The sequence below is a fragment of the Flavobacterium galactosi genome (assembly GCF_048158585.1).
GTDB classification, from domain to species: Bacteria; Bacteroidota; Bacteroidia; order Flavobacteriales; family Flavobacteriaceae; genus Flavobacterium; species Flavobacterium galactosi.
Map to the genome: position 1 here is coordinate 304534 of NZ_JBLNKV010000001.1, position 13081 is coordinate 317614.

Below are 13081 nucleotides of genomic sequence, written 5' to 3' on the forward strand. Positions count from 1 at the left end.
CAAAAAAATAGTTCCCAAATGTCTAAATTAGCGTGCTTTCTATTTTAGGATAAATTAAAGCTATTTACAACAAACATTCAAAAATGAAATTAACAAAAACATTCAAGGCCTTCTTTAAAAGTGAAAAAGCGGGAGGATTACTTTTGCTATTCGCAACCATTTTTTCTCTTTGCCTTGCTAATTCCCCTTTTCAAACGGAATATATTGCTTTTTGGGAAACACAATTGGCTCACCATTCCATTACCCATTGGATTAATGACGGACTGATGACTATCTTTTTCCTGTTAATCGGTTTAGAACTGGAACGCGAAATTTATAATGGTGAATTATCCAGTATCAAGAATGCTGCCTTGCCTATTTTTGGTGCTTTAGGCGGAATGGTAGTTCCTGCCGGAATTTTTTTAGCATTAAATTTTGGAACTATAACACAAAACGGAGCTGGAATTCCTATGGCTACGGACATTGCTTTTGCCATCGGTATTTTATCCTTATTAGGAAATTGTGTTCCTACTTCTTTAAAAATATTTCTAACTGCACTTGCAGTAATTGACGATTTGGGTGCTATAATCATCATAGCTATATTCTACACTTCAACAATTGCTTTCGTAAATTTATTTATAGCCTTAGGTATTCTTGGTGGTTTATTTATTCTGAATCGAATGAAGGTTCACAATTTATTCCCTTATTTAATTGGTGGCGTTATCATGTGGTATTTCATGCTTAATTCTGGAGTACATGCCACTATAACCGGGGTTTTATTGGCTTTTGCGATTCCGTTTGGCGATGGAGGCAAAAAAACCTCATCTTATAAAATTCAGCATTTTTTACACAAACCCGTAGCCTTTTTTATTCTGCCTTTGTTTGCGATAGCCAATACATGTATTGCGATAGATTCTAATTGGCATGAAGGACTGAATCATCCTAACACGATAGGAATCATATTAGGACTTGTGATTGGAAAACCGCTCGGAATTTGGCTTTTCTCTTTTTTAGGCGTTACTCTGGGGATTTGTGTTTTGCCCAAAGATTTACAATGGAAAACTATTATTGGCGCAGGAATGTTGGGAGGAATTGGTTTCACGATGTCCATATTTATAACACTGCTTGCGTTTAAAAATGACGGCGAAGAAGTAATTACCTATTCTAAAATTGCGATTCTGATTGCTTCCTTTATCGCAGGAACAGCTGGTTTTCTTTGGTTGAAATACACCTTGAAAACCCAATTAAAAAAATGAAGATTAAACCCATCATTTAATTGATTTGTCCAATAAAAAAAGGGTGTTTAGCTTTAAGCTAAACACCCTTTTTTTATTGAAACTTATGATTGTAATTGAGCTATTTATAAGCTACTTCATTTAACAGGCTGTATAAAAATTTTTTTATTTTTATAGCAATATATATTTGATTGGTTCGGTTTTTTTACTAAAAAATGTAGCCAATTCCCACATGCACATAGGGAGTGTATTGATTTCTATTATAAGCACCATCTACATTTTGAACATTCCCATTAACCGAATTCTCTTTCAAATACACCACGCGATACCCAAATCCTACAGCGGTTTCATATGTAAAATGACTCCCTATCAGACGTTTTAAACCCCAGGTAGGAACAATTGCTAAATCAGCTGTTTTAGTTACATTATCGGCTAAATTTATTACAAACCAATCCGGATGATAACTTGTTTTAATGGACAAATAATTTCCGCTATTATTGGTAGTATTTTTACCTTTTGAATTCCTTTTTTCGAGATTATAATAATATCTTGGTTCTACTGTTAGTACCGGTTGCAAAATAAAACCGGCTCCATCATAATGATTACCAACCGTAAAATCTTTCTCAAGACCAATCTCGCCTCTTAACGCGATAGTATTTGATAGTTTACTCTCATTATTGAACCAAATTCCTGTGTGTACCCCAAAACCGGTTTGCATTCCAAAAATTGATTTTTCAACGCTAACCTCTTGAGCAGTTACATTTAGATTGAATGCCAGAATTAGAAATACTATTACTTTTTTCATTTAAAGGATGCGAATTAATTATTTAGTAGTTATTTGTTTTATGTTTTTAAAATAGATTTCGCTTACTTATTAGCCCAATAATCAAACACCGTGACTTTCTCAGGAGCAGGATTCAACAGCGCTACAAAAGCTTTATGATCCGGATGAATGAGATAGGCATCTCTATCACTTTCACTACTGAATGTAAGTATAAAGCAATGCGTCAAACCATTGTTCAAGTTTTCAGGACTCTTATTGGTTCCCCATTCAAATGATTTAATGGTTGGGATTTTATGTTTTAAATCACTCAAAGCTGTTACCACTTTCGTGATATATGCGGCATCCGTTCCTTCTTTCCATCCAAACATTACTACATGACGTAGCACTTGTTTTTGTTTGCCTTGTTGAGCGTTTACGGTATGGATTGAAAGTAAAATAAGGGTTATTAGCAATAGTTTTTTCATGGTAGTTTTTTTTGAAATATACGATTTATTTGAGTTGGATTTGCAGGGGAGAGTGATGTTATAATTACTTGCTTTATTTGCTCATTGTTGTGGGCGAAAAAAAAAGATATTTGCAGAGCATGCACAACAAAGACTTTGCGGAGCAGAGTAGCTGTTGTGCGCTGGCTTTTTATTTATTTTCGTAACATTAATTTTGTTAAATCAATCTTTCCGCAAAGAATTTCTTTATCGTTAACCCTATAAAATAGATTTTGCCCTTTTAAGCTAAATCCTGTTCGCAAAGTTCCGCCTACTCCACGATTAGAGAGAGTCACAACATAAAAAGCGCTTGAACCTTTTGCATTAATAGTTCTTTTCAACAAAGACGATTTATGACGATGATTATCTAAAAAAGATTTTATTGTCAAACCATAATCATTCAAGGGTTCTTTATCAATTGTCAATGTGTCGGAAGGAAGAAGTAATTTCATATAGTTGCCCGATGAAGACGGAATCTCAAATGAATCTAAAGGGAAATCAATTGTCAATTCAATAGGATTATTGGTCTTATTGGTTATTCGAGTCCAAAATACAGCATAAATATATTTCTTACCATTGGGATCAGTGTAGTTTATTCCACTTTTTGGAAAGCTGTTTTGTATTATTAGGCGTGCGCCGTTAGACTCAGTATATTCATATTTAGTGTAAAAATTATTTTCATTATGCTTAGCCGATGGCTTTTGACTTTTGACATTTTTTGTCGAATCCAAAGTTTCAATATCAACAGTGTTTGGTGTTGATTTACTACCTTGCTTACAGGAAATAAGTCCTGTTGTTGCCAAAATCAATATTATTATATTTTTCCTCATTTTTTTGATTTTTTTTTAGTCAACCTATTTTAGGACGATACATTTTTTAAGCTTGCGCACAACTTGTGGCTTTGCGCTATAAATAGAGTTTATTCATTCTCTACCAAAACTAATGATTTTACTTACATAAAACTGATTTTTGCAATAAAATGCATTTTAACTACGCCAGATTTGACGTAAAAACTAACTAGTATTTTAAACAAAATAGTCTCGCTAACAAATCTATCAGGAAGAAAACACAATATTTTACGGCTTTCATAATTTGAGTAAAAAATAAAATGATTGAAGATTTTTGATCAACGATTTTTGATTTTAGATGTAGAAAACCGCATACAAAATCGCTCGCAGCTGCGTGAGGGATTACTTCACATTATATTTATTTTCATAGGAGTTCAGTGAATTTCATTTGTAGCAAGCTACCTAAGTAGCGCGGATAGCCAGACGCCAATAAAAAAAGGGTCTTCTCAACAGTTACGCTGAGAAGACCCTTTTTTTATTGGGGGACGCCAAAATGCCGTTTATCCCTTGATTTGTTTCAAAGAAGTTTTGATTCCGCGTATCAATGACGAACTGAATCCGTGCATTTCCATTTCGTTCAATCCTGCAATGGTACAGCCTTGTGGAGTGGTTACACGGTCAATTAATTGTTCTGGGTGCACTTGCTCTTCCATGATCATTTCGGCAGCGCCTTTTACGGTTTGTGCCGAAATTGCCAGTGCGGTTTGCCAGTCAAACCCTATTTCGATTCCGGCTTGCATCGATGCACGAATGTAACGCAAGGCAAAAGCTGTTCCACTAGCCGCAAGAACGGTTGCTGCATCCATTAATTTTTCGTCTATAATAGGAGCTGTTCCTAAATCTTGGAAAAGAGCGACTGTATTTTGTGCTTTCTCTTTGTTTTTTTCGTTAAACGCAATACAGGTCGCCGAAGCACCAAATTGTGATGCAATATTTGGCATAATACGAACGGCACTATTCCCTTCGCCTATCTTATTTTGTAAATTTTCGATGGACAATCCACTTACTGCCGAAGCGATTACTTTATTAGAAATCACAGGAAGAATTTCGGCCAAAACGGTATCTACCTGATACGGTTTTATAGTAAGAATGATAATATCTGCATCTTGAATTTGATGCGTGTTGTCTGTTGAAACAGTTACGCCCAATTGCTCCAAATAAAGAATGCTCGCTGTATTTCTTCGGGTTACGGTGATTTGATTTCCTTGCGAAAATTTTGACAATCCTTTTGCGATAGCAACGCCTAAGTTTCCTCCGCCAATTATGTGTACTTTCATGCTGATTGTGGTTTTCCTCTCCCCGACCCTCTCCGAAGGAGAGGGAGCCGATATGGAAAAGTGTTAATTGTATTTTTTTGTCTTTTGGTTTTATTCTTAATCACAAATTATTTTCATGAATTAAAACCCATGTTAATCTGTTTTAATCTCTGTCATCCGTTTACCATATTAAATCGTTCACTTTTAGGGGTAACTATTTTATGATTTTTTTTAAAATTAAAATCCTAAAATGATATTGGCTATTCCGAAGTAGATCATAATTCCAAAAACATCATTTGTTGTTGTAATAAAAGGCCCAGTTGCGATGGCTGGATCAATATTATTTTTATGCAAAAAAAGCGGCACCAATGTTCCTAAAGTAGCAGCAAATAAGATAACGACAACAATGGATATGGAAATCGCCATTCCCACCTGAAACTGTCCATACATAAACGTATGATAGCCCAATACCAACAGTGCTATTATAGTCCCGGAAATCATGGCTACTGCTATTTCCTTACTAAAATAACTTCGGCTAAATTCTTTCAAAGTACCATTTGCCAAACCCTGTACAATAATTGCCGAAGCCTGTACCCCAATATTTCCTGCTGTTGCCGATAGCAAAGGCATAAAAATAATTAGTGTGTAAAATTTTTGTGAAGTGGCTTCATTGCCTTTAATGACATAAGAAGCTATAAGTTCAATGAGCATTCCCATCAACAACCAAGGCAAACGCGCTTTGGTATGTTCGTAAATACTATCGTTCGTTTCAACATCTTGGGTAATACCCGCAGCCAATTGGTAATCTTTGTCGGCTTCGTCCTTGATTACATCTATAATATCATCAATGGTGATTCGGCCTACAAGTCGTCCTAATTCATCAATAACAGGAATGGCTTCTAAATCGTATTTCTGCATGATTCTGGCCACCTCAACATCTTCGGTATCTACATTCACCGAATTCAATTTCCGAATGTACACATCACTTATCGCCGTTCTGGTTGAAGTCGTCAATAAATCCTTTAACGACAAACGTCCTTTTAACCGGTCTTCATCATCCACTACATAAATAGAATGCACCCGAGAGATATCTTTAGCTTGGATTCGCATTTCCTTTACACAAGTCAGTACGTTCCAATTTTCATTGACTTTAACCAACTCTTTGTGCATAATTCCACCCGCTGTATCCTCATCATAACGCAATAAGTCAACAATGTCTTTGGCATGCTCAACATCCTGAAGTTCTGATATTACTTCTGCTTTAATCTCTTGCGAAAGTTCAGCAATAATATCGGCAGCATCATTGGTCTCTAATTCATCTAATTCTTCGGCAATCTCTTTTGGCGAAAGCCTGCTTAATATATTCTCCCGCAAATCATCTTCTAATTCAAGAAGAATCTCTGCCGTTTTTTCACTGTCTAATACTTTAAAAATGTAGGTTGCTTCGTCAAAATCAAGCTCGTCAAGAATCTCGGCAATATCAGCATGGTGCATGTCATTGAGTAAGGATTCTAGCTCCTTATCATTTTTATTAACAATGTGTTGCTCTAATTCCTGGATTAGCGCTTTGCTGATTTTAAACTCCATCGGCTTCTATTTTTTGAGTGAGTTCTATGAACTGTTCTACATTTAATTGCTCTGGTCGAAGATCAAAAACTTTATCTTCTCTTAAACTATCGGACAAATTTAAGGTTTTTAAACTGTTTCGCAAGGTCTTTCTGCGTTGCTGAAAAGCCGTTTTAACCACAGTGAAAAATAATTTTTCGCCGCAAGGCAAGCTGTAATCTTTCTTTCTGCGCAAACGCAACACTCCCGATTTTACTTTTGGCGGCGGAATAAATACATTTTCATCAACTGTAAATAGGTATTCGGCATCATAAAAAGCCTGAACTAAAACCGACAGAATTCCATACGCTTTGGTTCCCTTTTTTTCGCAAATACGTTGTGCCACTTCTTTTTGGAACATACCTGCAAATTCAGGAATCTGATTGCGGTATTCTAATGCTCGAAAGACAATTTGAGTGGAAATATTATACGGGAAATTCCCAATAATAGCGAATTGCTTTCCTTCGAAAATCTCGTTGATATTGTATTTCAGGAAATCTTTAGAGATAATCTTATCCTTCAATTTCGGATAATTTTCGTCTAAATACGTCACTGATTCGGTATCTATTTCTATCACATACGTATTGATTGGTTTGTCCAATAAATACTTCGTCAAAACACCCATTCCGGGACCTATTTCTAATACATCATCATATCCTTCTAAGTTCAACGTGTCAGCAATGTCTTTTGCAATGCTTTCGTCTTTCAAGAAATGTTGTCCGAGGTGTTTTTTGGCTTTTACTTTTTCCATTTTGTTTGTTTTTTTGCCACGAAGGCACAAAGGCGCAAAGTGTTATTTATATGTTTTTTAAAATTGGAGGTCGCAAATTGCGACCTCCAATTTTATTCTTCATTTCTCAACTGATCACTAAAAACTAATCACTGAATACTTTTTTCTAATGATCCGAAATCAATTCTAACTCGGTTCTAAAAGCAAGCATTTTGTCTCCAAACAATTTCACTCCTTCTTCACGAAAAGTAGGTGCATCTTCCTGATAATATCTCTCCAAAGTTTCTTTGCTATCCGTAATATATTGAACAGAATAAGTCACTCCGCCCATCTCTTCTTCTATTAAAACCCGCACCATTCTTGCCGAGGAAAATTTTCCAGTAGCCAAAATTTCGGGAATGTGTTTGTGTTGCATCCAAATCATCCATTGATCGTGAACGCTTTCATGTATGTTTGTGGTAACGTTGTATATTATCATTTCTTTTGGTTTTTCCTCTCCCCAGCCCTCTCCGAAGGAGAGGGAGCCAGAGTAGATTATAATTACGCTAATTTTCTTATTTTTAAAATATTACCAGTCTATTATCTTTAAGTCCTGATTTATAAATTCTTATCGCCTCGCAATTGCCTGAATTTCTTTCTGGCTTCCACAAAATAGATACTGTCTTCGTGACTGAAAATTATCTTTTCGTATAATGGTTTTGCCTTTTCGGGCTGTTGTAACTTTTTGTTGTAAACTTCTGCCGAGAAATACAAGGCTTCATCAATATAAATGCAGTCGCTGTGCTTGTCTATTATATTTTGATATTGGCTTAAAGCCAAAGTAAAATCACCTAATTTTTCGTAAATTTCACCCAAACGCAACAATGTCACCGCCTCTATTTCCTGTCCTTTATAGTTTTTCAATATTGTTTGAAACTGCGCTACCGCTTCCTGATTTCTGTTTTGATATAAAAGGTAATCTCCTTTGGCAAATTGTTTCAAAGCTGTTTGTGTCGAATCGGCAACGGTATTGTCATTTATCAAAAGGAAATATTCCAAAGCATCATTGGCAATCAATTGTGTATTTGCCGATTTCAATTCTTTGAATTGTTTCAAAGCCCAAATAAAATCCGTTTTAAAATAACTCGTCTTAGCGGCTTTCAAACTCGCTTCATGCGCCACAATATCATTTTTTAAATCCAATTCTATCTGTGAATAATAGATCAAAGCCTGATTGAATTTTTCTTCGTAAAGCAAAATATCCGCCAATTCCATTTTGGCCTGAGCCACTTCGTAATCGTTCAACTGTAATTCGAGTGCTTTTTTGACTATTGCTTTTCCTTCCTCCGGTTTTTTCAAATTAAAAGCTACAAAATGTGCCTGAATCAGCTGCAAAGATAAGGTAAAAGGACTTATTTCAAATTGTTTCAACAAACCCTCTAATTCCGTATTGATGGCAGCATACTCTTTTTCTTGCGCTTTTTCTATTTTCATTTTTATCAAATAGGAATTCGCCTGAATCAACAGTTCTAAATCTTTTGTGTTTTCCAAAACAAAACCCAGAATTTCTTTGGCTGCTTCCTGATTGTCTTCTTCAATAGCGAGTTGCCCTAAATTCACAATATTAGAAAGGGATTCCGGATCGCGCTTATAAATGGCTTTTTCCTGAATAAATGCTTTTTCGAATTCTTTTTGTTGGGTATAAAACCAACTCAAATAATGATTCCAAAAAAGATCTTGGTTTTTTTGAGCTCTTATAATTAATGCTTTTCGAAGTATTTCGCTAAAATTGGCATCGCCCTCATCCACTATGAAACGAGATAGTTGATTTTGAATTTGTATCGAATTTTGGGGATTCGCATAGGCTTCATTCAGAAAAGTATTAATCATCATTTCCTGATTGCCTAATTGCCCATAAAGCAACCCAATTTGATAATTGAAATTAAAATTAGCTTCCAATTCTGTTGCAGTTTGATACGCTTTCAAGGCATATTCCAGCAACACTTTTCTCTCAAAAGAATTGGAAATACCGTACACTTCATTTGGATTTTTTTTGATTCTGTCTAATGCCTGCTCGTAGTAAATTTTCGCTTTGGCATCATTTTTTTGCAACTGGTAATTGTATCCCAATTCGACCAGAAGATTCCCTTGTTTGTATTTGTCTAATCGGTCTAATATTGCTTTTTCGGCAATAAAAAATTGCTGTAATTGTTGGTAACAGTCAATGGTTCTTAAAAAATACTGTGTGTTTTGTGGCAGGTTTTCCAGTAACTCTTCATAACTGATTTTGGCTTTTTCAAAATCGCCTTTGTCATAATAATACTGCGCCAATTGTTCGTTTTGGGCGAAAGCAAATAGCGAGAATGACAAAGTGATATAAAGAAAGAGCTTTTTCATTTTTTAATTGCAATTTGTTTCGTCAAACATCTCTTTTTTCAACATATAAGTCATATAATTTCGTAAAAACTTATATGACTTATATGTTGAAAATTTTTAGTTTATAATATCAAACCCACAATACGGACGTAAAACTTCTGGGATTACTATTCCTTCCGGAGTTTGGTAATTTTCTAAAATTCCAGCCAAGACTCTTGGCAAAGCCAATGAACTTCCGTTTAAAGTGTGTGCCAATTGGTTTTTTCCGTCTTTGTCTTTGAAACGCAATTTCAAACGATTCGCTTGAAAAGTCTCAAAATTAGAAACTGAACTGATTTCTAACCAGCGATCTTGAGCCGTAGAAAAAACTTCGAAATCATATGTCAAAGCAGCTGTAAAACCCATATCGCCTCCACAAAGACGCAATATTCTATATGGTAATTTCAATTCCTGTAATATGTTTTTAACGTGTTCTACCATTCCGTCTAAAGCTTCATATGATTTATCAGGATGTTCTACACGTACAATTTCTACTTTGTCAAATTGATGCAAACGGTTCAATCCTCTTACATGCGCACCATAAGAACCTGCTTCACGACGGAAACAAGGCGTATAAGCCGTAGTTAAAACGGGTAATTCATTTTCGTTTAAAATTACATCACGGAACAAATTGGTTACAGGAACCTCAGCCGTTGGAATCAAGTACAAATCATCGGTTTTATCATGGTACATTTGCCCTTCTTTGTCTGGTAATTGTCCCGTTCCATAGGCTGATGCTTCGTTTACCATGTGCGGAACCTGAACTTCATTATACCCTGCAGCCGTATTTTTATCCAAGAAATAATTGATTAAGGCGCGTTGTAATCGTGCTCCTTTTCCTTTATAAACCGGAAATCCAGCGCCAGTGATTTTTACTCCAAGTTCAAAATCAATGATGTCATATTTTTTCACCAATTCCCAATGCGGTTGTGCTCCTTCGTGTAAAACTGGAATTTCACCTTCTTCAAAAACATTTAGGTTTTCCTCCGGTGTTTTTCCAACAGGAACAATATCTGCAGGAAGATTGGGTAACGTATATAATTTTTCTAAAAGTGCTGCGGCAAGTACATCAGCAGTTTCGGCTAATTTCTTGCTTTTTTCTTTTAATAAAACTGTTTTTTCTTTCAGAATAGCGGCTTTAGATTTCTCTCCGCCTTTCATCAATTCGCCAATATCTTTGGATAATTTATTAGATTCGGATAAAATTCCGTCTAACTCCACTTGCGTAGTGCGACGTTTTTCATCCAGTTGTACCACTTCTTCAACAACACTTGTAGCATCGATATTTCTCTTTGCCAAAGCCTTGATTACTTTTTCTTGATTCTCTCTAATAAATGCGATTTGTAACATAGTTTATTTTTTTAACGCTAACTTTTATAATAATGGGAGCAAATTTAAGGAAATGTTTGCTAGAAACGGGACAAAAAATTAGTCGAAAGTCGAAAGTCATAAAGTCACAAAGTCAAGCTCTAAAAATAACCTTATTTAATCACCCTTTATTTAAATATTATGTTGAAAAGGCAATAGCGTACAATAGAAAACACTTTTAAGACTTTGGACTTAGTTTAGGCTCTTTTAATCTCATGACCTACAAATTCTTCTAAAGTTGCAAACATGACATCTACAGAAAGGACTTCGAAATCGGGGTGCGTTTTTAAAAATTCAGCATTCAACGTAACTAAATTTTCTTCAATTTCGAAAAAAGTGTCGTTGTTGAGCAAATCTCGGATCGGATTTACGCCCTCCAATTTCCCTTTCAAGAATTTGTTGAGCTTGACACTGCTCATTAATTTTACTTTTTTGGATTGTTGTTGAAATAATTCCAAATGTTTTTCGGCGCCAATTAGTGCCAAACCTTCTTCTATCAATTCGTTTAGTTCCTTATCCCAACCCGAATTGTGTACAAACTGAGCAAAATTTCCTTCGGTATATTGTGAGGTATAATAATCTAAATAATAACTCATTATAGCATCTTCGTGAATCAAATCATCGTTTATACCTTCCTCACGCATTAAGTTGATTACCGAAATATTAGAGTGAATCACATCTTGAAGGTTCTCACTATTAAAGGCTGTTTCTGAAATAATTATTCTACCGAATTCCATAGGTTTTGTGTTTGAATATGTGCTGCAAATTTCGGGTAAATTATTACAGAAAAGAAATGCAATTCGATTTATATGACATCCGATTCGTTACCATTTTTTTTCTGGTTCATTTTTGTAACCAAAGCTTTCAAACGCAAGGCTTTTTCTTTTTTCTCCTCTTGAAGTTTGGCTTTTTTCCGATTTAGCAATTTGGTGTGTAAAGCCTTATTTTTAGTGTTTTTTTCGGGTCCTTTTGCCATAATTTATACGCTACTTTATTTACGTTTACAAATATAAAAAAAGCCACATTATAAATGCGACTTCCTAATTGATGAGTTATTGATAAATCTTTATTAAGTTAGTATTTAATCTTTTGTTCCAATCTTAGTTCTTTTTGAGGCGGAATTCGTTTCTTTAAAAATAAAACTTGACCTAAATGACTCGATTGGTGCTCCATAACATGAAACCAGCAATAATGATTAGTCCAGTCATAACGTGTTTGTACCTCTGCAAACCAAGCATCATCTCGTTTTTTTAATTCAGCTATGGTTTTTGCTCTTACTTGATTATAAATATCTAAATAATACTGCACCTCATGCCCTTTAAATTCGTCTTGACCACCTTGGTCTAGATTCAAAGCAGTACTCCATTTTTTCTTTTCTTCCGCATTAAAATCTCTGTTTTCAAAGGTAAAAACTTGGTAATAAGTTTCGGCTGCGGCCAAATGCATGATTAACGAACCAATTCTATTCGCTTGCTCATCATGCAAATAATCTAATTCATACTGACTCATGTCTTTAACTGCATCTTCAACTCTCCCTTTAAGATCTTCAAGCATCGAAATCATAGCCCCGATTTGAGGTGAAGCTCCTTCAATATTGCCTATTTTCCCTTTTTCTTTAATTTTTATGCCACTTCCTTCAATCAGTAACCCAAAAACTCCTTCTGCACTACTTTTATCAGATGTAATCTTAAATTCTTTCACTTTAACTATTTTATTTTTGGATATACCTAAGTCCCATTTTGGAATTTCACCATTTTTAATAGGAGTTTCAAAACTGGCATTTAAAACCGTAATTGGTTCAAAAACGCCTTTTCCATTTTCAATAAGCAATTCAAATTTATCGAAATAGAATTTTCCGTTATATAAACACAAGCCGCCAAAACTTAATGATTTAGTATTAGCATCGATGATTCCCTCAACAGTATAGGATTGCCAAGCTTTTGCTTTAATTGGCCTATCACTCATGTTATCAAAAAAGCCATCTTCTTCATTTTTAGTATCTACTCTAGCCCAAACCCCAGCCCAAGCCATAGGTTCTTCGGACTCCATTTTTACAGAGGCAATTACTTTAAACTTTTTTGGCACAGCAGTTTGAATGCTAATAGTTTGATTAAAAGAAGTCCAATCGCTAGAAACTTCTTTTTGAGTTTGGGAATGAGCAGAAAAAATGCTTAAAAACAGTAACAGTATCGTTATTTTTTTCATCTTATAAATTGTTGAATTTAATTGTAGGCGTTTAGATTTAAAATGTTTTAGTAAAAAAATGTAAATATAATACTATTTTTTAGAGTGCTATAAATTCCTATTCTTAAGTTTTTTAATCTTTCAGTATTGTAAATTAACTAAATATGCTTCTCTTAAAAAGTTGTCGCAATACGATTCCTTAGCCCTGATAGCAGT

Annotated in this window: 13 protein-coding genes; 1 reads left to right on the forward strand and 12 read right to left on the reverse strand. The window is 34.9% G+C overall.

Going from position 1 to position 13081, the window contains the following annotated elements; all coding sequences use genetic code 11:
• Positions 1–83: 83 nt before the first annotated feature.
• A complete protein-coding gene (nhaA, locus tag ACM55M_RS01315) occupies positions 84–1235 on the forward strand; it encodes a Na+/H+ antiporter NhaA (protein WP_416855656.1) in 1152 nt (383 codons plus the stop codon).
• 187 nt (positions 1236–1422) lie between these two features.
• On the opposite strand, the gene ACM55M_RS01320 is transcribed toward nhaA, so the two are convergent.
• From ACM55M_RS01320 to ACM55M_RS01375, 12 genes are all read right to left on the reverse strand, one after another.
• Complete coding sequence (locus ACM55M_RS01320) at positions 1423–2019, reverse strand: hypothetical protein (RefSeq protein ID WP_416855657.1); 597 nt, start codon at positions 2017–2019, stop codon at positions 1423–1425.
• Positions 2020–2081: 62 nt separating this feature from the next.
• Positions 2082–2462 carry a Dabb family protein gene (locus tag ACM55M_RS01325; protein WP_416855658.1) on the reverse strand — a complete coding sequence of 127 codons (381 nt, stop codon included), beginning with the start codon at positions 2460–2462 and terminating at the stop codon, positions 2082–2084.
• Positions 2463–2635: 173 nt separating this feature from the next.
• Positions 2636–3310 (reverse strand): hypothetical protein, encoded by a 675-nt coding sequence (locus ACM55M_RS01330; RefSeq protein WP_416855660.1) that lies wholly within the window; start codon positions 3308–3310, stop codon positions 2636–2638.
• Between the two features lie 518 nt (positions 3311–3828).
• Positions 3829–4605 (reverse strand): pyrroline-5-carboxylate reductase, encoded by a 777-nt coding sequence (gene proC, locus ACM55M_RS01335; protein ID WP_416855661.1) that lies wholly within the window; start codon positions 4603–4605, stop codon positions 3829–3831.
• 216 nt (positions 4606–4821) lie between these two features.
• Positions 4822–6171, reverse strand: a complete 1350-nt coding sequence (gene mgtE / locus ACM55M_RS01340; protein WP_416855662.1) for a magnesium transporter — start codon at positions 6169–6171, stop codon at positions 4822–4824.
• Positions 6161–6940 carry a 16S rRNA (adenine(1518)-N(6)/adenine(1519)-N(6))-dimethyltransferase RsmA gene (gene rsmA / locus ACM55M_RS01345; RefSeq protein WP_416848713.1) on the reverse strand — a complete coding sequence of 260 codons (780 nt, stop codon included), beginning with the start codon at positions 6938–6940 and terminating at the stop codon, positions 6161–6163. The genes mgtE and rsmA overlap by 11 nt, the downstream gene beginning before the upstream one ends.
• A gap of 145 nt (positions 6941–7085) precedes the next feature.
• On the reverse strand, positions 7086–7397 hold the full coding sequence (locus tag ACM55M_RS01350; protein WP_416855664.1) for a DUF4286 family protein: 312 nt from the start codon (positions 7395–7397) through the stop codon (positions 7086–7088).
• Positions 7398–7516: 119 nt separating this feature from the next.
• Positions 7517–9295 (reverse strand): tetratricopeptide repeat protein, encoded by a 1779-nt coding sequence (locus tag ACM55M_RS01355; RefSeq protein WP_416855665.1) that lies wholly within the window; start codon positions 9293–9295, stop codon positions 7517–7519.
• Positions 9296–9391: 96 nt separating this feature from the next.
• Positions 9392–10663 carry a serine--tRNA ligase gene (serS, locus tag ACM55M_RS01360; RefSeq protein WP_416855666.1) on the reverse strand — a complete coding sequence of 424 codons (1272 nt, stop codon included), beginning with the start codon at positions 10661–10663 and terminating at the stop codon, positions 9392–9394.
• Between the two features lie 215 nt (positions 10664–10878).
• Positions 10879–11418: a DMP19 family protein gene (locus ACM55M_RS01365; protein ID WP_416855667.1), complete on the reverse strand. Its 540-nt coding sequence runs from the start codon at positions 11416–11418 to the stop codon at positions 10879–10881.
• A gap of 68 nt (positions 11419–11486) precedes the next feature.
• Positions 11487–11657 carry a hypothetical protein gene (locus tag ACM55M_RS01370; protein WP_193743720.1) on the reverse strand — a complete coding sequence of 57 codons (171 nt, stop codon included), beginning with the start codon at positions 11655–11657 and terminating at the stop codon, positions 11487–11489.
• 98 nt (positions 11658–11755) lie between these two features.
• Positions 11756–12886 (reverse strand): DinB family protein, encoded by a 1131-nt coding sequence (locus tag ACM55M_RS01375; RefSeq protein ID WP_416855668.1) that lies wholly within the window; start codon positions 12884–12886, stop codon positions 11756–11758.
• Positions 12887–13081: the final 195 nt, after the last annotated feature.

Bases quoted from the DNA above. Each gene is read 5' to 3' on its own strand.
- nhaA (WP_416855656.1), top strand. From the start codon at position 84: ATGAAATTAACAAAAACATTCAAGGCCTTCTTTAAAAGTGAAAAAGCG.
- ACM55M_RS01320 (WP_416855657.1), bottom strand. From the start codon at position 2,019: ATGAAAAAAGTAATAGTATTTCTAATTCTGGCATTCAATCTAAATGTA.
- ACM55M_RS01325 (WP_416855658.1), bottom strand. From the start codon at position 2,462: ATGAAAAAACTATTGCTAATAACCCTTATTTTACTTTCAATCCATACC.
- ACM55M_RS01330 (WP_416855660.1), bottom strand. From the start codon at position 3,310: ATGAGGAAAAATATAATAATATTGATTTTGGCAACAACAGGACTTATT.
- proC (WP_416855661.1), bottom strand. From the start codon at position 4,605: ATGAAAGTACACATAATTGGCGGAGGAAACTTAGGCGTTGCTATCGCA.
- mgtE (WP_416855662.1), bottom strand. From the start codon at position 6,171: ATGGAGTTTAAAATCAGCAAAGCGCTAATCCAGGAATTAGAGCAACAC.
- rsmA (WP_416848713.1), bottom strand. From the start codon at position 6,940: ATGGAAAAAGTAAAAGCCAAAAAACACCTCGGACAACATTTCTTGAAA.
- ACM55M_RS01350 (WP_416855664.1), bottom strand. From the start codon at position 7,397: ATGATAATATACAACGTTACCACAAACATACATGAAAGCGTTCACGAT.
- ACM55M_RS01355 (WP_416855665.1), bottom strand. From the start codon at position 9,295: ATGAAAAAGCTCTTTCTTTATATCACTTTGTCATTCTCGCTATTTGCT.
- serS (WP_416855666.1), bottom strand. From the start codon at position 10,663: ATGTTACAAATCGCATTTATTAGAGAGAATCAAGAAAAAGTAATCAAG.
- ACM55M_RS01365 (WP_416855667.1), bottom strand. From the start codon at position 11,418: ATGGAATTCGGTAGAATAATTATTTCAGAAACAGCCTTTAATAGTGAG.
- ACM55M_RS01370 (WP_193743720.1), bottom strand. From the start codon at position 11,657: ATGGCAAAAGGACCCGAAAAAAACACTAAAAATAAGGCTTTACACACC.
- ACM55M_RS01375 (WP_416855668.1), bottom strand. From the start codon at position 12,886: ATGAAAAAAATAACGATACTGTTACTGTTTTTAAGCATTTTTTCTGCT.